Below are 22258 nucleotides of genomic sequence, written 5' to 3'. Positions count from 1 at the left end.
CAACATTTTAAATTATAACAAAATTACATAAGAAAAAAAGCTGTTCCATAGAGGAACAGCCTTCATATTTAATCTAAAATCTTCACAAGTGGTTCATCTTGTTTTGCTTCACGTATAATAATAGCTTCTGGGCGTTCTACAGATTTAATCGTTACTTGTACTTTCATATAATTCGGGAAGTATTCCATAACAAGCCCTGCCACATATTGTGTAAACCCAACTATTTCAGCTTTTCCATTAAACTGGACAGGAATATCAAGCTTCATTTCTCTTAATTCATCATCTCTATACATACCAGTACCAATAACAGCTGTATAGTCGCCTTGGAAATAATCGCTTAGTTTTGCCTTAAAGTTGGATACTCTTGCAAGGTCTTCACGTTTATTATCTGTTTTCGCTTGCTCTGATGGGAACAAATAATATTTTTCATTAATTTGTTTCCAATCTTCAACCGTTTCACTACCTTTTTCAACATTCGCATAAGAAACAAAATTACCTGGCACGAGCGAAGACTTTGGAGCTTGGCGATAAATCGCAAATGTTATTGGAATATTTTTGGTTTCAGGTTCTTTTTGATGTATGACTTTCAAAATTTCTTGCGCCATTTTTTTCCCTTCAGCTAACATCTTTTCATCCGGGATTGCAGCTTCACGTGGATAACCATGCTCTTCGTTAAAATATTGAACAGAATTCATCGCTAATCCAACTACCATACCAACGCGTTCCTCGTCGTTATCGCCTTTTTTCACATAATAATCATGCTCTAAAATATTCGAAATATATATTGGATTTTTTTTATTTTTCACTTCTAGTGATTCGGATCCTGTTCCTAATGCAGGGTTTAATCCTATATTAGGAAATTTAACTGCATCTTTTTTTAATTTGTCCTCTAGTTCCTTTTGTTCAGCATCTGTACGTTTTCTTTTAACAAGCATCTGTATAGTTTGAGTATCTAGAGCTTTTCCGCCTTTTAAAAAATTATCTTTCGTACTAAATGATTCTTTTGCAATTCGCATTAACCCTGTTTCAAATTCATCTATATCAAGACGACTATTTAACCCTTGCACGACTAAACCACGTGCCTTTCCACCATCAAATGGAATAGTCGTCTTATAATATTCATCCGAAATAGCGTATTTTGGAACAACTGATTGTTCTTTTGCTTTCCCCGATTTCTCAGCCACTTTTTCATCTTTGTCGGCACCTGCACTACACCCACTTACAAGTAGGCCAAGGCTTAATACCGCTAATGCTATTTTTTTCATGGTAAGTTTGCACCTCTTACTTATTTAGCTCTTGTAAGAACCTCTCTTCATTCCAAACCTCAACATTATGTTTCTCCGCTTGTGCTAATTTCGAACCAGCCGCTTCACCTGCAACAACTAAATCCGTACTCTTACTAACACTTCCCGTTACTTTTCCACCTAATGCCTCAATCTTCTTCTTCGCTTCACTTCGCCCCATAACTTCTAGCTTACCTGTTAAAACAACCGTTTTTCCTGCGAAGTAAGATTCAACATTTTGTAAATCTGCAATTTTTATACCTTTGTATGTCATATTCACGCCATACTCTTTAAACTGCTGTAATAACTCTAATACATCTTCATTATCAAAATATGTCACAACAGATTGAGCCATTTTTTCGCCAATTTCATTAATTGCTTTTAGTTCTTCTTCCGTTGCTTTTACAAGCTCATCCATCGTTTCAAAGTGCTCTGCAAATGTACGTGCTGCTTTCGCTCCAACGTGGCGAATTCCAAGACCAAATAATAATCGCTCTAACGAGTTTTCTTTAGAATTTTCAATTGCTTGTATTAAGTTTGTTGCTGATTTTTCACCAAAACGTTCTAACTGTAATAATTGCTCTTTCGTCAATGCATATAAATCAGCAAATGTACGAATGTAATCAGCATCAAAGAGTTGTGTAATGACACGTTCCCCAAGTCCATCAATATTCATTGCATTTCTTGAAACGAAATGGATTAACCCTTCTCGAATTTGAGCAGGACAAGTTGGATTTATACAACGAAGTGCTACTTCTTCTTCTAAACGAACAAGTTCACTCTCACATGCTGGACAATGAGTTGGCATGCGGTATTCTTCTTCCTCACCAGTACGCTTATCAAAAATAACGTTCACAACTTCAGGAATAATATCTCCAGCCTTCTTCACAACAACGTAGTCACCAATTCGAATGTCTTTTTCACGAATTAAATCTTCGTTATGTAAAGAAGCACGACGAACAATTGTACCAGCAACTCTCACTGGCTCTAGTTCTGCAGTCGGTGTTACAACTCCTGTTCGGCCAACACTTAATTCAATGCCTGTTAATCTCGTTACAACTTCTTCAGCCGGGAATTTATAAGCAATCGCCCATCTTGGACTCTTCGCTGTAGTTCCTAGACTTTCTTGAAGGGCAACATCATCTACTTTTATAACGATTCCATCAATCTCATAATCAAGATGCGGACGTTTTTCTTGCCATTCTTCTACATAAGCTATAACTTCTTCAATTGTTTCACATGTACGGCGATTTGGATTTGTCTTAAATCCAAGTTCACCTAAGAAATCAAGCGATTCACTATGTGATGGAATTGTTTTTTCTTCTACATTCGCAAGACCGTACACAAACATAGATAAGTTACGCTTCGCTGCAATTTTCGGATCAAGTTGACGTATTGAACCTGCTGCTGCATTACGCGGATTCGCAAATACATCTTCTCCATTTTGCTCTTTTTCTTCATTTAGTTTAACGAATGAACGCTTCGGCATATAAGCTTCGCCTCGTGCTTCTAACGTTACTTCTTCATTTAAACGAAGTGGGATAGCTTTAATCGTTTTTAAATTTTGAGTAATATCTTCACCCGTTACACCATCACCACGTGTCGCCCCTTGAATGAAGCGTCCTTTTTCATAATGAAGCGAAACGGCAAGCCCGTCAATTTTTAATTCACATATATATCTTACATTCGCACCATCAATTCCTTGACGTACTCTTCTGTCGAAATCACGTAAATCTCCTTCGTTAAATGCATTTCCTAAACTTAACATTGGTGACTTATGTGTTACTTTTTCAAATATATCAAGAACAGTCCCCCCAACGCGAACGGAGGGAGAATCTTCACTCATAAACTCTGGGTTCTCTGCTTCTAATTTTATAAGCTCCTGCATATTACGGTCATATTCCGCATCAGAAACAGAAGGATTGTCTAATACGTGATATTGATAGTTAAATGTATTTAATAAATCACGCAGTTCTTCTATACGTTTTTTTGCTATCTCTTTTGACATATCCTCATTCCTTTCTATTGTTTCGTCACAGGTGCAAATTTTGCTAACAAACGTTTAACACCAATTGGGCTTGGGAATGCAATATCTAATTCTTTTGCATCACCTTCACCTTTTACACTTACAACTGTACCGACTCCCCATTTTTGGTGGGAAGCTTTATCTCCTACTGCCCAGCCAATTTGTTCGCCGCCTGTCGTCTTAGCTGCAGGGCGCGCGAAAGCTGAACGAGAGCGTGTTGTCGTTGTGATTGTCGTTTTGCCGCTACTTGCCGTTCTGCCTTTTGCACCAAACGATGTTTCACGCTTTGGCGCTGTTTCATTTAATGATTCCACTAGTTCTGTCGGGATTTCTGTAATGAATCGAGACGCAGCGTTCATACTTGTTCTACCAAATAATGTACGCATTTGCGCGTTAGATAAATATAGCTCTTCTTCTGCACGAGTAATACCTACATAAGCAAGACGACGTTCTTCTTGCATTTCATCCTCTTCCATAAGAGAACGAGTATGAGGGAATATCCCTTCCTCTAAGCCAACAATAAAGACAACCGGGAACTCTAATCCTTTCGCTGAGTGCATCGTCATTAAAATAACTTCTTCACCAGCAGTTGGGTCTTCATCTACACGATCAATATCAGCAACAAGTGCTAAATCTGTTAAGAATGCAACAAGGCTCTTATCTTCGCTTTGAGATTCAAATGTTTGCGTAACAGATAAGAACTCGTCTAAGTTTTCTAAACGACCTTCCGCTTCTAAAGAACGTTCATTTTTCAACATATCGCGATAGCCTGTTTTTTCAATAACTTCTTCTACTAATTCTGTAACAGATAAATACTCTTGCATATTTACCCAGTTATTTAATAAATTCGCAAATTCTTTTACTGCCTTTGTAATTTTTGCACTTACTCCAACATGCTCAATTTCATCAAATACAGCAGTTAATGAAATTCCGTTTTGCACACCGTAATTAATAATTTTATCGATAGAAGTCGCACCAATCCCACGCTTTGGCATGTTAATAATACGTGCAAAACTAATTTCATCATCTGGATTACCGATTAAACGTAAGTACGCCAAAATATCTTTAATCTCTTTACGATCGTAGAACTTCGTACCCCCGACAATTTTGTACGGAATGTTAGATTTAAGGAAAATCTCCTCGACCATACGAGACTGAGCATTCGTACGATATAACACTGCAAAATCAGTATATTTTCGTTTCCCCATTTGAATATCGTCACGAATTTTTTTCGCAACAAAATACGCTTCGTCCTTTTCAGTTGCAGCACGATAATACGAGATTTTACTTCCAACTTGATTGTCTGTCCATAATTTCTTCGGCTTACGATTTGTATTTTTTTCAATAACAGCATTCGCTGCATTTAAAATATTTTGTGACGAACGATAGTTTTGTTCTAACAAAATTACTTGTGCATTCTCATAGTCTTTTTCGAACGACAAAATGTTAGAAATATCTGCACCACGCCAGCGATAAATAGACTGGTCAGAGTCACCTACAACGCAAAGATTTTTAAAACGCGCTGCCAAATGTTTAACAAGAAGATATTGCGCTTTGTTCGTATCTTGATACTCATCAACGTGAATATATTGGAACTTACGCTGATAAAACTCTAATACTTCTGGAACACGTTCAAATAACTGAATCGTGGTCATAATTAAATCATCAAAGTCTAATGAATTATTTTTCAAAAGACGTTTTTGATACTCTGTGTATACATCGCTCGTTAATTTTTCATATGGATCAGCCATTGTAATTTTTTTTGCATATTTATCCGCAGATAACAGTTCATTTTTCGCATTACTAATACCCGCTAAAATAGAGCGCGGCTCAAATTTCTTCGGATCAATATTGCGCTCTTTCATAATTTTTTTGACTACAGTTAGCTGATCACCTGAATCTAAGATTGTAAAGTTACGATTAATACCAATACGATCGATATCGCGTCGTAAAATACGTACACACATAGAGTGAAACGTCGAAATCCAAATATCTTCTGCTTCTGGTCCGACAAGTGTATCAATACGCTCACGCATTTCACGAGCTGCTTTATTTGTGAAGGTAATAGCTAGTACATTCCATGGTGCTACACCTTTTTCACCAAGTAAATACGCAATACGATGTGTTAACACACGTGTCTTACCACTACCTGCACCTGCCATTAATAGAAGTGGTCCATTCGTTGTTTGTACTGCTTTTTGTTGCTGTGGATTTAAACCGTTTAATAACTTATCTGTCATACTCATATACGCCTGCACCTACTCTCCTTTTACTGCTTTAACTGTTTTTAACGCCGATTTTATATCATCATAAATAATATTTCCAACAACTACTGTATCAGCATATTGTGCCATTTCTTTCGCCTGTTCTGCATTAGAAATACCACCGCCATAATATAACTTAGCTTGTTTCAATTCTGCTTTTACATTTTTAACAAGTTCAACATCTCCATACGTACCGCTATATTCTAAATAAAATATCGGTAAACGTAATAGCTTGTCTGCTAAACGAGCATATGCAATAACGTCATCTTCTGTTACATCACATTTCGCTTCTGTAAGCTGGGCTACTTTCGCTTCTGGATTTAAAACACAATACCCTTCCATAAAAATTTCGTCCCAGTCCATAATATCCCCAAATTCTTTCAATGCCTCATGATGAACACCTGTTACCCATTCTACTTTTCGGCTATTTAAAACACTTGGGATGTAATAAAAATCAAATCCTGGTGTAATTGCTTCTACATCAGAAACCTCTAATACACAAGGAACTGCATATCTACGAATGCTAACTAGCATGTGTAATACGTTATCAATTGTAACTCCATCACTTCCGCCTACAATAACCGCATCAGTTCCAGACTCACAAATCATTTCTAAATGTTCATCGCTTAACTCCTTATTTGGATCAAGCTTAAATACATGTTTCCATCCGGAAATATCGTACATGAAAACACCCTTCCTTTTCTCTAGTTATATATATTTCTGTTCAAAATAACAGTTTATTTTCATCATTATTGTTTTAACTTCATCTTAAATATTTGTTTAAAACGGAGAATTAAGTTTGGAATTACCTCTTCCATATTTTTTAAACTAGAGGATTTAATTTTGAAGTTCCTTTTATGCATTCTTTCATTATAACAAAAAAAGTTACTTACACACACGCACATTCCAACATCTTTTTCCACGTCAAATGTTGGATTACATATCCCAAAAATCAAACGGGATACTAATAAAAGAAATAGTATTATCTATTTCAACTTTCATAAAAAGGAGTGTTTTTCTAATGAAGCAAAATATCGGGACAATAAACGCTCTAATTCGAATTACACTTGGGCTCGTCCTCTTCGGATGTAGTGCAACTAAACTTGTACGCAAGCCGTGGTGCACTTGGTCTAACATTTTTCTATGGATTGGTGCAATGAAAGTTGCAGAAGGAATTGTTCGTTTCTGCCCTGTTGTTGAAATGTGGAAATTCGGAAAATACATGAATATGGGGGCATTTAAAATGCCTAGCATGAATTTTGCTGAAAAAGGACATGCTAAAGAAGAAGTGAATCAAACTTCCACTCATGACAAGCCAAAGTCAAAAGGAAGTTATGACGCTTCTGACAAAGAGATTGAGTCAGCGATTGAAAATATAATCCTGGCAAAACCGCTTTGAATCATTTGTCACGATGCAAGATGCTCTCAAAGGGACTTAGCTGCTGCAGTGGGCGGTTAAGTCTTCTTTATTTTACCATAAAACAGAACGTACATTCTCTTTTTTGACCTTAAAATGTATATAAAAGATATCAATCAATAAAATTCAGAAAATTAGGTGCATACCTCTTGCTTAAAATGATATAAAAGTGATATCATTTTTATATCAGGAGGCGATCATATGAAAGAAAAACAAGTATTTTATGTAAATGGTTTTCTCGGTATTATTGGAATTTTGATTTTAGCTGCTATCGGTGTATTTTTCCTTGCACAAGAAATTTTCATAGGAGCAGCACTAACTATTATATTAGCCGCAGTTCTCGCTACAGGTATCGGTATTGTTCAACCGAATCAAGCGAAGGTTATTACGTTCTTCGGTAATTATTTAGGAACAATTCGTCAAAACGGTTTATTTTTAACGATTCCGTTCGCATTCCGTCAAACTGTATCTTTACGTGTTGAAAACTTTAACAGTAAAAAATTAAAAGTAAATGACGTTGATGGAAATCCAATTGAAATTGCAGCTGTTATCGTATATAAAGTTGTTGATTCTGCAAAAGCAATGTTTGGTGTTGAACATTATGATCGATTTGTAGAAATTCAAAGCGAAACGGCAATCCGCCATGTTGCAACAAAATATCCTTATGACAATTTCCAAGATGAAACCTGCGTTACGTTACGCGGAAATACTGAAGAAATCTCTGAAGAATTAAAACGTGAGTTAGAGGCGCGTCTTGAAATTGCTGGTGTAGAAGTATTAGAAACTCGTTTAACGCACTTAGCTTACGCAACAGAAATTGCCCATGCAATGCTACAACGCCAGCAAGCAAAAGCAGTATTAGCTGCTAGAAAAGAAATTGTTGAAGGTGCTGTGAAGATGGCGAAAGATTCCATCCATATGTTAGATGAAGAAGGCGTACTAGAACTCGATGACGAGCGTAAAGCAAATATGGTAAACAACTTATTAGTTGCCATCGTTTCAGATAAAGGTGCGCAACCAGTTATTAATACAGGAAGCCTATACTAAGGGCTATAAGTAATTATGGCTAAAAAGAAAAGCTTTCCATTACGTATTGATCCTGAATTACACGCAGTCATCGAAAAATGGGCAAATGATGAATTTCGTAGCGTCAATGCACACATCGAGTATTTACTTCGAGAAATGGCAAAGCAAAAAGGGAAATTAAAAAAAGATAAAGATGCATAAAAAATCCCGCTGATTCCTCAGCGGGATTTTTACATATTAACTTTTCGTCATCTCATGCCCAATTGCACGATATCCTATATCACTTCGATAAAATAGACCATCACTCTCAATTTTACCGATTTCTTTATATACTTTATCTTTTGCTTCTTGTAAACTATTTGCCTTACAAGCAACAAATAATACACGGCCACCGTTCGTTACAAAGTCCCCATGTTTCATTGCTGTACCTGCATGGAAAACAATCACATCTTGCAGTGCATCTAGTCCACTAATAATATCACCTTTTTTATACGCTTCTGGATATCCTTTTGAAGCAAGTACAACACCAATTACTGCTTCCTCTGACCACTCTAACACTAACTCACTTTCATCTAATACAGCGTTACATACATCAACTAAATCATTTTCTAAGCGAGGTAATACAACTTCTGTTTCAGGATCACCAAAGCGTGCATTAAATTCAATTACCTTTGGACCATCATTTGTTAAAATAAGCCCTGCATATAAAATCCCTGTAAACGATCGATTTTCTTGGATCATTGCTTGAGCAGTTGGATGTAATACAGTTTGAATCGCTTCTTGGACTGCTGATTCTGGAATTTGTGGTACTGGAGAATATGCACCCATTCCGCCTGTATTTGGGCCTTTATCACCATCAAAAGCTCGTTTATGGTCCTGAGCGATTACCATCGGATGTACAGTTGTTCCATTTACAAATGCCATTAATGAAAATTCTTGTCCATCTAAAAACTCTTCAATAACAACCTTCTTACTTGCCGCGCCGAACTTCACATCTTGTAGCATTTCTTTCACAGCCTGTAATGCCTCTTCAAGCGTCATTGCTACCGTTACCCCTTTACCAGCAGCTAATCCGTCAGCTTTAATAACGATTGGTGCACCAACTTTTTGAATATACTGTACTGCTTCTTCATAATCGGTAAAAGTTTCGTACGCCGCAGTTGGAATATCATACTTTTTCATAAGCTCTTTTGTAAAAGCTTTACTACCTTCAATAACAGCAGCCGCTTTATTCGGACCAAATACGCGAAGTCCCTCTTCTTTAAAACGATCAACAATTCCATTCATAAGTGGAATTTCTGGTCCAACGAAAGTTAACTCAATATTATTCTCTTTGGCAAATAAAACTAATGCATCAAAATCATTTTCATCAATATCAACTGGTATTGCAACATCTCTCATACCTTCATTACCTGGTGCTACATATACCTTTTCTACTTTTTCAGATTGTGCAAACTTCCAAGCTAAAGCATGCTCACGCCCACCGCGGCCAATTACTAAAACATTCATATTTCATCCCCCAATAATTAAATAAGTACAAACTAGAAGCTATGCTCCTAGTTTGCTTTTTCATATCAATAAAAGGTTATCTTAACCGGACTTTTTAAACATCCTCTATTAGTGTTTGAAATGACGTACGCCAGTGAACACCATAGCAATCCCATAAGTATCTGCCACTTTAATAGAATCTTCATCACGGATTGATCCGCCTGGTTGAATGATTGCTGTAATTCCTGCTTTTGCTGCTTCTTCTAATGTATCTGGCATTGGGAAGAAAGCATCAGATGCAAGTGCGCTACCTTGTGCTTTTTCACCAGCTTGTGTAATTGCGATTTTTGCAGAACCTACACGGTTCATCTGTCCCGCACCGACGCCAATTGTCATGTCATCTTTCGCTAAAACAATTGCGTTTGATTTCACATGTTTTACAACTTTCCAAGCTAGTTTTAAATCTTTCCATTCTTGCTCTGAAGGTTCACGTTTCGTTGGAATTGAAATTGTACTTTCATCTAATGATAACGTATCTTCCTCTTGAACGAGAAGTCCACCTTGTACAGAAGTTAGTTTTTTGCTTGCACTTGTCGCTTTTTCAATATTTATAGTTAATAAACGTAAGTTCTTCTTACTTTGTAACACTTCTAAAGCTTCTTGCGAGAACGAAGGTGCGATAACAATTTCTAAGAAAATTTCATGTAACTTTTCTGCTGTAGCTTTATCAATTTCACGATTTGCTGCAATAATACCGCCGAAAATTGATACTGGATCTGCTTCATAAGCGCGAGTATATGCTTCGTGAATATCAGTTCCTACTCCAACACCACATGGATTCATATGTTTTACTGCTACTACTGCTGGTTCTGTAAATTCTTTTACGATGCTAAGCGCTGCGTCTGCATCATTAATATTGTTATACGATAATTCTTTACCGTGTAATTGTTCTGCGTATGCAACAGAAGAAGTTGCTGCGAATGGCGCTTTATAGAAAGTTGCCTTTTGATGTGGGTTCTCGCCATAACGTAAGTCTTGCTTTTTCTCAAATGTCACCGTTAATGTTTCTGGACTTTCTTCACCCATTTGCTCTGTTAAGTAGTTAGAAATTAACGCATCATACGCTGCTGTATGACGGAATACTTTCGCTGCTAGTTTACGTTTTGTTTCCTCTGCTACTTCACCGTTCTCTTTCAGTTCTGCTAACACAATATCATAATCTACTGGATCTACAATTACAGATACGAATTTATGATTTTTCGCAGCAGAGCGAATCATTGTCGGGCCACCGATATCAATATTTTCAATTGCATCAGCAAATGTTACATCAGGCTTAGCGATTGTTTCTTTAAATGGATATAAGTTAACAACAACAAAGTCAATTGGCTCCATACCTAATTCATTCATTTGTGTTACATGTGTTTCATTATCACGAACTGCTAATAGACCACCATGAATATTTGGATGTAACGTTTTCACACGGCCATCCATAATTTCAGGGAAACCAGTTACTTCAGAAATACCAATTACTTGTAAACCGTTTTCTTCTAGTAACTTTTTCGTACCACCTGTTGAAATAACTTCAATCCCTTGTTCTAGTAACCCTTTAACAAATTCTACTACTCCTGTTTTATCTGAAACACTTACTAATGCACGCTTTTTCATTTATCCTTCACCCCTGGTTGTATGTTAGTTAACAGTTGATTCTTTCACAGACTGAACAATTTGATTCACTGTATTTACGTATAATTTATGTTCAACTTGTTGAATTTTCTTTTGTAAACTTTCTCTCGTATCCCCTTCAGAAACAACCACTGCTTCTTGCGCAATAATTGGCCCTGTATCCATACCTGCATCTACATAATGAATTGTTACTCCAGTTACTTTCACACCTGCTTCTAACGCTTGACCGACAGCATCTTTACCCGGAAAGCTCGGTAGTAATGATGGATGAATATTAATAATCTTCCCGCCGTATGCTTCTAGTAACGTCGGCCCGATTAACCGCATATATCCAGCTAAAATAACATAATCAATTTCATATTCTTCTAGCTTCTTTAATATCTCTTTTTCAAATGCTTCTTTTGACTCATATGCTTTCGCTGAAAAAGCAAAACACGGAATATGATGATAATTTGCCCGTCCAACAGCGCGTGCTTCTGGTTTATCACATACTAATAAACTAATTTCTGCATCCAATCTTTTTTCTTCTACCGCATTAACGAGAGATTGAAAGTTAGATCCGCTTCCAGAAGCAAAAACTGCTAATCTACTCATAGTGCTGTGCCCCCATTAAAAGTAACGCCAGCTCCTTGTATAGTACGTCCAATAATACGAGCCATTTCTCCTTGCTCTTCAAGAAGACGAACAACATCTTTTGCATCTTCTTCCTTCACTGCTACTACCATACCAATACCCATGTTAAAAATATTGAACATTTCTTTTTCTTCCAGTTTTCCAACTTCTTGAAGCAAACTAAAGATCGGCTGAATTTCCCAAGATCCTAGTTCAATCTCAGCACCGATTCCTTCTGGCAACATGCGTGGAATATTTTCAATAAATCCGCCACCTGTAATATGCGCCATACCGTATACTTCATGTTTCTTCAATAGTTCTAAAATAGGTTTGACATAAATTTTCGTTGGTTTTAATAATTCTTCACCAAGAGGTAGTTCTAAGCGGCCATAAATACGCTCTAAAGATAGTTCTCCATCTTCTAGTAACACTTTTCGTACTAAAGAGTAACCATTGCTATGAATACCGCTAGATGCTAAGCCAATTAGCACGTGACCAGCTTCAATCTTTTCACCTGTTACAATTTTCTTTTTATCAACAATCCCAACTGTAAAACCAGCTAAATCATATTCTTCCGTAGAATACATTCCTGGCATTTCAGCTGTTTCTCCACCGATTAATGCACAACCAGCTTGGCGACAGCCCTCTGATATACCTTTGACGATGTTTTCAATTTTACTAGGTTCAGCTTTACCACAAGCAATATAATCAAGGAAGAAAAGCGGCTCTGCTCCTTGGACAACAATATCATTTACACACATCGCTACTGCATCAATACCAATTGTGTCATGTTTATCTGCCATAAAAGCGAGCATCAATTTCGTTCCCACGCCATCTGTTCCAGATACTAATACAGGTTCTTCTAATGCAAATTTTGATAGATCAAACATACCTCCAAAACCGCCTAAACCGCCTAGTACTTCTTTTCTCATAGTTGTTTGTACGTGTTTTTTCATGCGAGATACCGCTTCATATCCAGCTTCAATATCTACTCCTGCTTGCTTATATGCATTCGCCATCGTTATTTACACCTCGTCTTTTAATTTCTCCCCATCCAGGGCGGGCTATTTTAAGAAAGGAGCTAGCTTCTACATCAAAAGAAGTAGAAGCTTGTTTCACTTTTCTTATTTCATACTTTCTAAAAGCTCTTGCTCATAATCATAAAGAGCTGTTGGATAGTCCCCATTAAAGTAAGCCATGCATAGGCCACCATATTTCCCTTCATATGGACGTCCAATTGCATCTACTAATCCATCTTCGCTTAAAAATGTTAAAGAATCTGCTCCGATCATTTCACGGATTTCTTCTACTGTATGATTTGCTGCAATTAATTCTTTTCTCGTTTGAATATCAATGCCATAGAAACATGGATATTTCAGAGGTGGTGAAGCAATTCTTACGTGAACTTCTGTCGCTCCAGCTTCACGAAGCATACGAACAATTCGTTTACTTGTCGTTCCTCTTACGATAGAGTCATCAATCATAACAACTCGTTTCCCTTCAACTACACCTCTTACTGCGGAAAGCTTCATCTTAACCCCTTGCTCTCGCAGTTCCTGAGAAGGTTGAATAAACGTACGTCCAACGTAACGATTTTTAATTAATCCTAACTCATATGGAATACCTGTCGCCTCCGCATAGCCAATCGCAGCTGAAATACTAGAGTCTGGTACACCAGTAACAACATCTGCTTCAATAGGAGCTTCTGCCGCTAAACGTTTCCCCATATTCTTACGTGCTGCATGAACGTTAACGCCTGCAATATTAGAATCTGGTCGTGCAAAGTAAATGTATTCCATACTACAAATTGCATGTTCTACATCATTTGTGAAACGATCTACGTGAATTCCTTCATCATTAATGATAAGTAATTCACCCGGTTCTACATCACGAATGTATGTTGCACCTACTACATCAAAAGCACATGTTTCAGATGCTACAACGTAAGCATCCCCCATCTTTCCAATTGAAAGCGGACGGAACCCATTCGGATCTAATGCAACAATCATTTCATTTCCAGTTAGTAAAAGATACGCAAACGCACCTTTCACTTTGTTTAAAGCTTCTTTTACACTTTCAATTAAAGAATCTTTCGTACTACGTTTAATAAGATGTAAAAGTACTTCTGTATCTGAACTAGTTTGAAAAATACTGCCCTCTGCTTCTAATTCACGACGAAGCATTTTTGCGTTAATTAAATTTCCGTTATGAGCTAACGCCATACTATGATCGGAAAAACGGAACAACAATGGTTGAACGTTAGCAACTTCACTTCCACCAGCTGTTGCATATCGTACATGTCCGATTGCTGATTTTCCATTTAATCCTTCTAGCTCACCTCTTGAAAACACTTCTGATATTAAACCTAACCCCTTGTGACCGACGATTTTTTCCCCATTATTTACGACAATGCCTGCGCCTTCTTGCCCACGGTGCTGTAAACTGTGCAATCCGTAGTATGAAACTTGTGCTGCATTTTCATGCCCCCAAATTCCGAAAACGCCACATTCTTCGTTTAACCCCTTTATTTCAGCAAGCATGGGATTGCCCCTTTCCAAGCCTTTCTCATTTCATCTACATTTGCTGTAAGTAATACTTCATTTTCTTCATTATGAATTGTTACTTCATTTGTACTTGTTACTTCTCCAACTTGGATTGCTTCTACCACTTTCTCAAACGCCTCTTTATTTTCACGTTTTACAGTTATCACGAAGCGAGACTGTGATTCAGCGAATAATGCTGCTGTTGCTTCTCCATCTAATTTCACAGTAGCACCTAAGCCTTTAGCACCAATTGCACTTTCTGAAATCGCAACTGCTAAACCACCTTCAGCAACATCATGTGCAGATTGAACAAGACCAGCTTGAATTGCTTCTAATACTTGTTTTTGGCGTTTTAATTCTACATCTAAATCGATACTTGGTGATTGACCGAAAATTTTGCCGTGAATCATTTTCTGTAATTCACTTCCGCCAAACTCAGCTTTCGTCTCACCAATTACATACACTAAATCACCAGCTTGCTTAAACTCTTGTGTTGTTACATGTTTTAAGTCATGCACAAGTCCGACCATCCCAACAGTTGGTGTTGGATATACAGCTTCACCACTACGCTCGTTATACATCGATACGTTTCCGCCGATAACTGGTGTTTGTAATGTGCGACAAGCTTCACTCATACCGTCTACTGATTTCTCAATCTGCCAGAAGATTTCTGGTTTTTCTGGGTTACCGAAGTTTAAGCAATCTGTAATTGCAAGTGGCTCTCCGCCAGAACATACGATATTACGCGCTGCCTCTGCTACTGCAATTTTACCGCCCATCTCTGGGTCTAGATAAATGTAGCGAGAGTTACAATCTGTCGTCATTGCTAATCCTTTTTCTGTACCGCGTACACGTACAACTGCAGCATCTGAACCTGGCGTAACAACTGTGCTTGTGCGAACTTGGTAATCGTATTGATCGTATACCCACTCTTTACTTGCAATTGTTGGTTGCTGTAATAAAGCGAATAACGTTTCTTTATAATTTTCTACTTTTGGCGTTTCCATTTTCATTGCTTGGAATTCAGCAAAGTATGCTGCTTCTTTTGATGGCTTATGATAAATTGGTGCTTCTTCTGCTAAAGCATCTGCTGGAACTTCAGCTACCTTTTCACCTTTATGGAATAAACGAAGCATTTTATCTTCTGTTACTTTCCCCATCGTAACCGCTGCAAGACCATACTTCTCAAATAAATCTACTATTTCTTGTTCTCTACCTTTTTTCACGACAATTAACATACGCTCTTGTGATTCAGATAGCATCATTTCATATGGTGTCATTCCTGTTTCACGCTGTGGTACATCATCTAAGTACATTTCAATACCCATTCCTGCTTTACTTGCCATTTCTGCAGATGATGATGTTAAACCAGCCGCACCCATATCTTGAATTCCAACAAGTGCATCGGATTGAATTAATTCTAAACACGCTTCAATAAGAAGCTTTTCCATAAATGGATCCCCTACTTGAACCGCTGGACGTTTCGCTTCTGAGCTTTCAGATAGTTCTTCCGACGCGAATGTTGCACCGTGAATACCGTCACGACCAGTTGATGCTCCTACGTACATTACTGTGTTACCAGCACCGTGCGCTTGCCCTTTTTTAATGTCTTCGTGGTTAATCAAACCTACGCACATTGCATTTACAAGTGGATTTCCTTCATAACATGGATCAAATTGTACTTCGCCGCCAACAGTCGGAATACCGATGCAGTTACCGTATCCTGCAATTCCTGCTACTACTTCTTCGAATAAATATTTCACACGTGGTGACTGTAATTCACCGAAACGAAGTGAGTTTAATAGAGCTACCGGGCGTGCTCCCATAGAGAATACGTCACGAATAATACCACCAACACCTGTTGCAGCTCCTTGATATGGTTCAATAGCTGAAGGATGGTTATGACTTTCCATTTTAAATACAACTGCTTGATTATCACCGATATCTACAATTCCAGCACCTTCTCCAGGTCCTTGCAGAACGCGCTCACCTGTAGTTGGAAACTTACGAAGAACTGGTTTTGAATTTTTATAACTACAATGTTCAGACCACATTACAGAGAATAACCCTGTTTCTGTATAATTTGGCAGACGACCTAAAATCTTTTCAACCATGGCAAACTCTTCGTCTGTTAGCCCCATTTCCGCATATATACGCTCTTCTTTAATTTGTGTTGGATTTGGTTCAAGCATTAACGACATATGTTTCCCTCCACTGTTTTAAGATAGATTGAAAGACTTTTAACCCTTCAGCACCGCCAAGTAATTCATCTACAGCACGCTCTGGGTGCGGCATCATACCAAGTACATTTCCTTTTTCATTTACAATACCAGCAATATCTGAAACGCTACCGTTAGGGTTTTCTACGTAACGGAATGCGATTTGATTGTTCTCTTCTAATTGTTTAAGAGTCGCTTCATCACAATAGTAATTCCCCTCACCATGCGCGATTGGAATATTAATTATTTCATCTTTTTCATATTGTGATGTAAACATCGTTTCATTATTTTCAACACGTAACTGAACAGTGCGACACATAAATTTTAAGTTTTCGTTTCTTATTAACGCTCCTGGTAGTAATCCTGATTCAACAAGAATCTGGAATCCATTACATACACCTAAAATCGGCTTTCCTTGCTCAGCAGCTTTTTGCACTGCTTTCATTGCATTAGCAAAGCGAGAGATAGCACCGCAGCGTAAGTAGTCACCATAAGAAAATCCACCTGGTAGTAGAATTGCATCATATTCATCTAAATTCTCTGTATCGTGCCAAACGTAATCTACTTCTTCGCCAAGCTCATCTTTAATTGCATGGAACATATCGACATCACAGTTCGAACCCGGAAATACTATTACGGCAAATTTCACTGTGCGACAACCTCCTCAACTTCATAACGGAAGTCTTCCATTACAACGTTCGCTAATAGTTTTTCACACATTTCTTTTACCTTGCTATCTAAATCAGATACAGATTTATCAATTGTTAGTTCCATGTACTTTCCGATTCGAACGTCTTGTACTTCTGTGAATGAAAGACTATGAAGTGCTCCTTTTACTGCTGTTCCTTGTGGATCTAATACGCTTTCTCTTAATGTTACATATACCTTAACTTTATACATGTGAAATTCCCCCTAAACGTTTTAAAATCTCTTCATAAGCATCTGTTAAATTTCCAAGATCACGACGGAATACATCTTTATCAAACTTTTCATTGCTCGTTTCATCCCATAAACGGCAAGTATCTGGTGAAATTTCATCCGCTAAAATGATTTCTCCTTCTTCCGTTACACCAAACTCTAATTTGAAATCTACTAATCTTACACGACAGCTTGCGAAATGATCAATCAACACTTGATTGATTTGTAGAGCCATATCTCGTAATACACTTACTTGCTCTGGCGATGCAACGTTTAATACACGAATATGATCTTCCGTTACAAGCGGATCTCCTAAATCATCGTCTTTGAAGTAAAATTCTACGATTGGTTCTGCAAGTACAGTTCCCTCTTCCATTCCTAATCGTTTTGAAAGACTTCCTGCAATTACATTTCTTGTGACAACTTCTAAAGGAATAATACTCACTTTTTTAACAAGTTGTTCTGTTTCAGATAACTTCTCAACAAAATGTGTTTTAATTCCCACTTCTTGTAACTTTCTGAACAATAAAGTTGTAATTTCATTGTTCAAACGACCTTTTCCTGTAATCGTCTCTTTTTTCTCCCCATTGAAAGCAGTCGCACTATCTTTGTACTCTACCCAAACCATATCTGCTGATTCTGTACGATAAATTCTTTTTGCCTTACCTTCATACAGCAATTCTAGCTTTTGCATTTCGCAAGCCCCCTGTAGTTTGAAAAATGTGAATAATATTTTTATAAAGAATGGCACAGAATGACTCTATTCTGTGCCATATGAAATTTTACGCTTCGTTTAATCCAAGGCGTTCAAAGATTGTATCAACGTGTTGCATATGATGCTCATAGTTGAAGCATTCATTAATCTCTTCTTGTGTTAACTTGCTTGTAATACGCTCATCAGCTTCTACAAGCTCTTTAAATTGTACTTGTGTTTCCCAAGCTTCCATCGCTTTAGGCTGTACGATATCATAAGCTTCTTCACGTACCATACCTTTGTCGATTAGTGTAAGCATTACGCGCTGAGAATAAATTAAGCCGTATGTTCTTGTCATATTACGTTTCATATTCTCTGGGTATACAGTTAAGTTTTTAACGATATTACCAAAGCGATTTAACATGTAATTTAATGCGATTGTAGCATCTGGTAAAATTACGCGTTCTGCCGAAGAGTGAGAAATGTCACGCTCATGCCATAATGGAACATTTTCGTAAGCTGTCATCATATAACCGCGGATAACACGAGCTAAACCAGTCATATTTTCAGAACCAATTGGATTACGTTTATGTGGCATTGCAGAAGAACCCTTTTGACCTTTTGCGAAAGCTTCTTCAACTTCACGTGTTTCACTCTTTTGTAAACCACGAATCTCAACTGCCATCTTTTCGATAGATGTTGCAATTAGTGCAAGTGTTGACATGTAGTGTGCGTGACGATCACGTTGCAATGTTTGTGTTGAAATTGGTGCTGCTTCTAATCCTAAATTTTCACAAACATATTTTTCTACGAATGGATCGATATTTGCATATGTACCAACCGCACCAGATAGTTTACCAACACGAACTGTATCAGCAGCTTGTTTGAAACGCTCTACGTTACGTTTCATCTCTTCATACCAAAGACCAAGTTTTAAACCAAATGTCGTTGGTTCTGCATGAACACCGTGTGTTCTTCCCATCATGATTGTGTATTTATGCTCTTTCGCTTTGTTAGCTAAAATGCTTACAAAGTTCTCTAAGTCTTTTAATATAATTTCATTCGCTTGTTTTAAGATGTAAGATAATGCTGTATCTACTACATCTGTAGATGTTAAACCGTAATGAACCCATTTACGTTCTTCGCCTAATGCTGGCGTTTCTGATACAGCACGAGTGAATGCAACTACGTCATGACGTGTTTCTTTTTCAATTTCATAAATACGATCAATATCAAATGATGCATGTTCACGAATTTTTTTAACATCTTCTTTTGGAATATCGCCAAGCTCAGCCCATGCTTCACAAGCTAAAATCTCAACTTCTAACCACGCTTTAAATTTGTTCTCTTCCGTCCAAATCGCACCCATTTCAGGGCGTGTATAACGACTAATCATCTTTTTCCCTCCAACAGTTGTTCTTGATGGTCCCAAATATGCAAACTCTTCGCTTTTTCTAGAGCGACTTCAATATTATCATTTAAAATATTAACATGCCCCATTTTTCGCTGTGCTTTTGCTTCTTCTTTTCCATACAAGTGTAAATAGCACCCGGTTAATCTATTCACTTGTCTTAGGACCCCTTCTATATGTTCGCCTAAAATGTTTACCATGACAACTGGTTTTAACAAATTTGTTTCTCCTAGAGGTAAATTACAGATTGCTCGAATATGTTGACCAAATTGACTCGTTTCACATGCATCCTGTGTATAGTGTCCTGAATTGTGAGGTCTTGGCGCTAATTCATTAATATAAATCTCACCATTATCTGTAGCAAACATCTCTACAGCTAGTGTTCCCACAAGTTCTAATTCATCCGCAAGTACCTTTGCATACGCAATTGCTTTTTGAGAAAGCTCTTCTGTAATGCGAGCTGGAACGATAGATTCATGTAAAATGTTATTTACATGAATATTTTCTGCTACTGGAAACACTTTTGTTTCACCACTTACACTACGAATCACAATAACTGATACTTCTTTTTCAAAAGGCACCCATTTCTCTAAAATACATTCTGCTTTATCCACAAGATTTCTTGCTGCCTCAACATCAGCTTCACTTCTTAAAACAACTTGCCCTTTCCCATCATATCCACCTGTCGTCGTTTTTAAGACGGAAGGGAATGATAACCCAGCAATTGCTTCTGTAAGCTGATCTTGATTTTGAACTAATCTATACGTTGCTACTGGTAACCCAGCCTTCTCAATCGCATTCTTTTCTGTAAAACGATTTTGCGTTGTATTTAACAACTGACTACCTTGTGGTAAGTACGCATGTTTTTCAAGCCATTGTAAACATCTATAATCAATATTCTCAAATTCATATGTGACAACATCACTTATCTCTGCTAAATGCTGAATTGCTTTTAAATCATCATATGGTGCAACAATTTCAATATCAGCAACTTGTGCACATGGCGAATGCTTTGTAGGATCTAAAACAGCAATTTTATATCCCATCTCCTTAGCTGCCAATGCCATCATTCTTCCTAGCTGGCCGCCTCCAATAATACCGATTGTTTTTCCAGGTAAAATGATTCTCGTCATACTAGCTCACTACCTTCACGCACATCTTTTTCAATCGCTTCTCGTCTCAATTCTAATGCATCATGTATATCATCATGAAATGATCCAAGTATTTGTGCGGCAAGTAATCCAGCATTCGTTGAACCGGCTTTACCAATTGCAACAGTTGCAACTGGAACACCTCCTGGCATTTGGGCGATGGATAATAATGAATCTAAGCCGTTTAATGCTTTTGATTGAACTGGAACTCCAATTACAGGAAGATTTGTCTTCGCTGCAACCATTCCTGGTAAATGTGCTGCTCCACCAGCTCCAGCAATAATAACTTTCAATCCACGTTCACGAGCCGTCTCTGCATATTCAAACATATAATCCGGAGTCCGATGAGCGGATACAACTTTTTTCTCATACGGTATATTTAATTCATCTAAAATGTCACAAGCATATTTCATTGTTTCCCAGTCTGACGTACTTCCCATTATGACTCCAACTAGTGATTTCATATTAGAATCCCCCCGATTCAAATAAAAAAAGCCTGAAATAGAACAGTTTCTCTTTTACTATGAGAGAAAGCGCTCTACTCAGGCATACGTATCCCTTGTGAATAGAAAAATACCGAGTGACTTTCCCTCATAGTCTAACGAATAACGGTCGTTAGGTAGAGACTTGCAGGCCATATCCCCGCGATTATATGAGGTCTTATATTATTGTTTCTATGGCTATATTAACAATATTTCATAAACAATGTCAATAAATAATCGAATGTTTTTTTATTAGCAGTCAATAACGTTCGTGTTTTAGTTATATTCAAAAGAAGAATTGCAACTATATACAAGAAGAAAAGGGAATTAGAATATATATTTCTAGAGATCTATTTTATGTATTTATCGTTTAAATAGCACTTCAGTATGTTTTTAATCAAAATATATACACTCTTGTATTATTATAACGATTTAATTTCTAAGGAGGATAACTGTTAAAGAAAGAACTATGCTATTATCCTATTTATTTTTCTCTATTGCAGTAATTTCTGTAATTATTAAATATTTATTTATAGCATCTCATTATTTAAAATATATACTTATGATAGAAATAATGTGTCCTATTTTAAGTATTACTTTAGCGACATTAGGAAAATCAGGAACACAAAAAATCATTACTATTATTTTAAAGAGTCTCTACTTCATTCTTTTTTCGTCTGTAGCTTTATTAAATTTACGGATTATAGCATTCGGTAAATAAAAATAAACACAAAAAAACCTAAGTCAAAATAACTTAGGTTCTTGCTTGGCGACGTCCTACTCTCACAGGGACAAGGTCCCAACTACCATCGGCGCTAGAGAGCTTAACTTCCGTGTTCGGTATGGGAACGGGTGTGACCTCTCTGCCATCATCACCAAACTATGAAGGCATATTCCTTCAAAACTAGATAACATTGCTACATATTATATGGTTAAGTCCTCGATCTATTAGTATTCGTCAGCTCCACATGTCACCATGCTTCCACCTCGAACCTATCAACCTGATCATCTTTCAGGGATCTTACTAGCTTACGCTATGGG

The 22258-nt window shown here is 37.3% G+C and carries 20 protein-coding genes, 2 rRNA genes and 1 riboswitch; of the genes, 4 read left to right on the top strand and 18 right to left on the bottom strand.

Features of this window, described 5'->3' with window-relative positions; translation table 11 throughout:
• Nucleotides 1-68 precede the first annotated feature (68 nt).
• The 4 genes from GBN91_RS21935 to pcrB are packed head-to-tail and all read right to left on the bottom strand — an operon-like array spanning nucleotide 69 to nucleotide 6257.
• Nucleotides 69-1265 carry a CamS family sex pheromone protein gene (locus tag GBN91_RS21935; RefSeq protein WP_000717027.1) on the bottom strand — a complete coding sequence of 399 codons (1197 nt, stop codon included), beginning with the start codon at nucleotides 1263-1265 and terminating at the stop codon, nucleotides 69-71.
• Between the two features lie 16 nt (nucleotides 1266-1281).
• Nucleotides 1282-3291, bottom strand: a complete 2010-nt coding sequence (gene ligA, locus GBN91_RS21930) for an NAD-dependent DNA ligase LigA (protein WP_000031450.1) — start codon at nucleotides 3289-3291, stop codon at nucleotides 1282-1284.
• A gap of 14 nt (nucleotides 3292-3305) precedes the next feature.
• The gene (pcrA, locus tag GBN91_RS21925; RefSeq protein WP_033695235.1) at nucleotides 3306-5555 is read right to left on the bottom strand and encodes a DNA helicase PcrA; all 2250 of its coding nucleotides are present in this window, start codon (nucleotides 5553-5555) and stop codon (nucleotides 3306-3308) included.
• Between the two features lie 12 nt (nucleotides 5556-5567).
• Nucleotides 5568-6257: a heptaprenylglyceryl phosphate synthase gene (pcrB, locus tag GBN91_RS21920; RefSeq protein WP_000272103.1), complete on the bottom strand. Its 690-nt coding sequence runs from the start codon at nucleotides 6255-6257 to the stop codon at nucleotides 5568-5570.
• A 337-nt stretch (nucleotides 6258-6594) separates the two neighbouring features.
• On the opposite strand from pcrB, the gene GBN91_RS21910 reads away from it, so the two are divergent.
• From GBN91_RS21910 to GBN91_RS21900, 3 genes are all read left to right on the top strand, one after another.
• Nucleotides 6595-6972 (top strand): YgaP family membrane protein, encoded by a 378-nt coding sequence (locus GBN91_RS21910; protein WP_000812346.1) that lies wholly within the window; start codon nucleotides 6595-6597, stop codon nucleotides 6970-6972.
• Between the two features lie 219 nt (nucleotides 6973-7191).
• Nucleotides 7192-8037, top strand: coding sequence for an SPFH domain-containing protein (locus GBN91_RS21905; protein ID WP_000660669.1), 846 nt, complete (start codon nucleotides 7192-7194; stop codon nucleotides 8035-8037).
• A gap of 15 nt (nucleotides 8038-8052) precedes the next feature.
• Nucleotides 8053-8217 carry a type II toxin-antitoxin system antitoxin gene (locus tag GBN91_RS21900; RefSeq protein WP_001085171.1) on the top strand — a complete coding sequence of 55 codons (165 nt, stop codon included), beginning with the start codon at nucleotides 8053-8055 and terminating at the stop codon, nucleotides 8215-8217.
• 36 nt (nucleotides 8218-8253) lie between these two features.
• Here the strand turns inward: GBN91_RS21900 and purD are convergent, their stop codons facing one another.
• The 12 genes from purD to purE form a co-directional block, all read right to left on the bottom strand.
• On the bottom strand, nucleotides 8254-9525 hold the full coding sequence (purD, locus tag GBN91_RS21895) for a phosphoribosylamine--glycine ligase (protein WP_152122330.1): 1272 nt from the start codon (nucleotides 9523-9525) through the stop codon (nucleotides 8254-8256).
• Nucleotides 9526-9633: 108 nt separating this feature from the next.
• Entirely contained in the window at nucleotides 9634-11169 is a 1536-nt protein-coding gene (gene purH / locus GBN91_RS21890) for a bifunctional phosphoribosylaminoimidazolecarboxamide formyltransferase/IMP cyclohydrolase (RefSeq protein WP_000745439.1), read from the bottom strand.
• Nucleotides 11170-11193: 24 nt separating this feature from the next.
• The gene (purN, locus tag GBN91_RS21885; protein ID WP_000088589.1) at nucleotides 11194-11781 is read right to left on the bottom strand and encodes a phosphoribosylglycinamide formyltransferase; all 588 of its coding nucleotides are present in this window, start codon (nucleotides 11779-11781) and stop codon (nucleotides 11194-11196) included.
• Entirely contained in the window at nucleotides 11778-12818 is a 1041-nt protein-coding gene (purM, locus tag GBN91_RS21880; protein WP_001262439.1) for a phosphoribosylformylglycinamidine cyclo-ligase, read from the bottom strand. The genes purN and purM overlap by 4 nt, the downstream gene beginning before the upstream one ends.
• Before the next feature lie 105 nt (nucleotides 12819-12923).
• The gene (purF, locus tag GBN91_RS21875; protein WP_000879025.1) at nucleotides 12924-14339 is read right to left on the bottom strand and encodes an amidophosphoribosyltransferase; all 1416 of its coding nucleotides are present in this window, start codon (nucleotides 14337-14339) and stop codon (nucleotides 12924-12926) included.
• On the bottom strand, nucleotides 14324-16543 hold the full coding sequence (gene purL, locus GBN91_RS21870; protein WP_000055564.1) for a phosphoribosylformylglycinamidine synthase II: 2220 nt from the start codon (nucleotides 16541-16543) through the stop codon (nucleotides 14324-14326). The genes purF and purL overlap by 16 nt, the downstream gene beginning before the upstream one ends.
• Nucleotides 16527-17210 carry a phosphoribosylformylglycinamidine synthase subunit PurQ gene (gene purQ / locus GBN91_RS21865; protein ID WP_000666774.1) on the bottom strand — a complete coding sequence of 228 codons (684 nt, stop codon included), beginning with the start codon at nucleotides 17208-17210 and terminating at the stop codon, nucleotides 16527-16529. Before purQ ends, purL begins: the two co-directional genes overlap by 17 nt.
• Complete coding sequence (gene purS / locus GBN91_RS21860; protein WP_000278823.1) at nucleotides 17207-17461, bottom strand: phosphoribosylformylglycinamidine synthase subunit PurS; 255 nt, start codon at nucleotides 17459-17461, stop codon at nucleotides 17207-17209. The genes purQ and purS overlap by 4 nt, the downstream gene beginning before the upstream one ends.
• Entirely contained in the window at nucleotides 17454-18173 is a 720-nt protein-coding gene (purC, locus tag GBN91_RS21855) for a phosphoribosylaminoimidazolesuccinocarboxamide synthase (protein WP_001170544.1), read from the bottom strand. Before purC ends, purS begins: the two co-directional genes overlap by 8 nt.
• A gap of 88 nt (nucleotides 18174-18261) precedes the next feature.
• Entirely contained in the window at nucleotides 18262-19569 is a 1308-nt protein-coding gene (gene purB, locus GBN91_RS21850; protein ID WP_000625682.1) for an adenylosuccinate lyase, read from the bottom strand.
• The gene (purK, locus tag GBN91_RS21845; protein WP_000196774.1) at nucleotides 19566-20717 is read right to left on the bottom strand and encodes a 5-(carboxyamino)imidazole ribonucleotide synthase; all 1152 of its coding nucleotides are present in this window, start codon (nucleotides 20715-20717) and stop codon (nucleotides 19566-19568) included. Before purK ends, purB begins: the two co-directional genes overlap by 4 nt.
• Entirely contained in the window at nucleotides 20714-21199 is a 486-nt protein-coding gene (purE, locus tag GBN91_RS21840) for a 5-(carboxyamino)imidazole ribonucleotide mutase (protein WP_000839365.1), read from the bottom strand. The genes purK and purE overlap by 4 nt, the downstream gene beginning before the upstream one ends.
• Before the next feature lie 110 nt (nucleotides 21200-21309).
• Nucleotides 21310-21411: riboswitch (purine riboswitch) on the bottom strand.
• Nucleotides 21412-21686: 275 nt separating this feature from the next.
• Here purE and GBN91_RS29315 point away from each other — a divergent pair.
• A complete protein-coding gene (locus GBN91_RS29315; protein WP_000927500.1) occupies nucleotides 21687-21938 on the top strand; it encodes a hypothetical protein in 252 nt (83 codons plus the stop codon).
• 43 nt (nucleotides 21939-21981) lie between these two features.
• Here GBN91_RS29315 and rrf read toward each other — a convergent pair.
• Together rrf and GBN91_RS21825 are read right to left on the bottom strand one after the other, a co-directional pair.
• Nucleotides 21982-22097, bottom strand: a 5S ribosomal RNA gene (gene rrf, locus GBN91_RS21830).
• Between the two features lie 48 nt (nucleotides 22098-22145).
• Nucleotides 22146-22258 (bottom strand): 23S ribosomal RNA (locus GBN91_RS21825); the annotation flags it as partial.

Origin of the sequence: Bacillus sp. B1-WWTP-T-0.5-Post-4, assembly GCF_009183795.1 — a bacterium.
In the GTDB taxonomy this organism is placed as follows: Bacteria; Bacillota; Bacilli; order Bacillales; family Bacillaceae_G; genus Bacillus_A; species Bacillus_A cereus.
The sequence above is the reverse complement of the archived record's forward strand: the minus strand, read 5'-3'. Positions and strand labels throughout refer to the sequence as shown.

What these genes read in the sequence shown, in the direction of transcription:
- purB (WP_000625682.1), bottom strand. Translation starts at nt 19,569, where the DNA reads ATGATTAGTCGTTATACACGCCCTGAAATGGGTGCGATTTGGACGGAA.
- purL (WP_000055564.1), bottom strand. Translation starts at nt 16,543, where the DNA reads ATGTCGTTAATGCTTGAACCAAATCCAACACAAATTAAAGAAGAGCGT.
- GBN91_RS29315 (WP_000927500.1), top strand. Translation starts at nt 21,687, where the DNA reads ATGCTATTATCCTATTTATTTTTCTCTATTGCAGTAATTTCTGTAATT.
- ligA (WP_000031450.1), bottom strand. Translation starts at nt 3,291, where the DNA reads ATGTCAAAAGAGATAGCAAAAAAACGTATAGAAGAACTGCGTGATTTA.
- GBN91_RS21935 (WP_000717027.1), bottom strand. Translation starts at nt 1,265, where the DNA reads ATGAAAAAAATAGCATTAGCGGTATTAAGCCTTGGCCTACTTGTAAGT.
- purM (WP_001262439.1), bottom strand. Translation starts at nt 12,818, where the DNA reads ATGGCGAATGCATATAAGCAAGCAGGAGTAGATATTGAAGCTGGATAT.
- purK (WP_000196774.1), bottom strand. Translation starts at nt 20,717, where the DNA reads ATGACGAGAATCATTTTACCTGGAAAAACAATCGGTATTATTGGAGGC.
- GBN91_RS21910 (WP_000812346.1), top strand. Translation starts at nt 6,595, where the DNA reads ATGAAGCAAAATATCGGGACAATAAACGCTCTAATTCGAATTACACTT.
- GBN91_RS21900 (WP_001085171.1), top strand. Translation starts at nt 8,053, where the DNA reads ATGGCTAAAAAGAAAAGCTTTCCATTACGTATTGATCCTGAATTACAC.
- purC (WP_001170544.1), bottom strand. Translation starts at nt 18,173, where the DNA reads ATGCAAAAGCTAGAATTGCTGTATGAAGGTAAGGCAAAAAGAATTTAT.
- purD (WP_152122330.1), bottom strand. Translation starts at nt 9,525, where the DNA reads ATGAATGTTTTAGTAATTGGCCGCGGTGGGCGTGAGCATGCTTTAGCT.
- purS (WP_000278823.1), bottom strand. Translation starts at nt 17,461, where the DNA reads ATGTATAAAGTTAAGGTATATGTAACATTAAGAGAAAGCGTATTAGAT.
- purF (WP_000879025.1), bottom strand. Translation starts at nt 14,339, where the DNA reads ATGCTTGCTGAAATAAAGGGGTTAAACGAAGAATGTGGCGTTTTCGGA.
- pcrB (WP_000272103.1), bottom strand. Translation starts at nt 6,257, where the DNA reads ATGTACGATATTTCCGGATGGAAACATGTATTTAAGCTTGATCCAAAT.
- GBN91_RS21905 (WP_000660669.1), top strand. Translation starts at nt 7,192, where the DNA reads ATGAAAGAAAAACAAGTATTTTATGTAAATGGTTTTCTCGGTATTATT.
- purH (WP_000745439.1), bottom strand. Translation starts at nt 11,169, where the DNA reads ATGAAAAAGCGTGCATTAGTAAGTGTTTCAGATAAAACAGGAGTAGTA.
- pcrA (WP_033695235.1), bottom strand. Translation starts at nt 5,555, where the DNA reads ATGAGTATGACAGATAAGTTATTAAACGGTTTAAATCCACAGCAACAA.
- purE (WP_000839365.1), bottom strand. Translation starts at nt 21,199, where the DNA reads ATGAAATCACTAGTTGGAGTCATAATGGGAAGTACGTCAGACTGGGAA.
- purN (WP_000088589.1), bottom strand. Translation starts at nt 11,781, where the DNA reads ATGAGTAGATTAGCAGTTTTTGCTTCTGGAAGCGGATCTAACTTTCAA.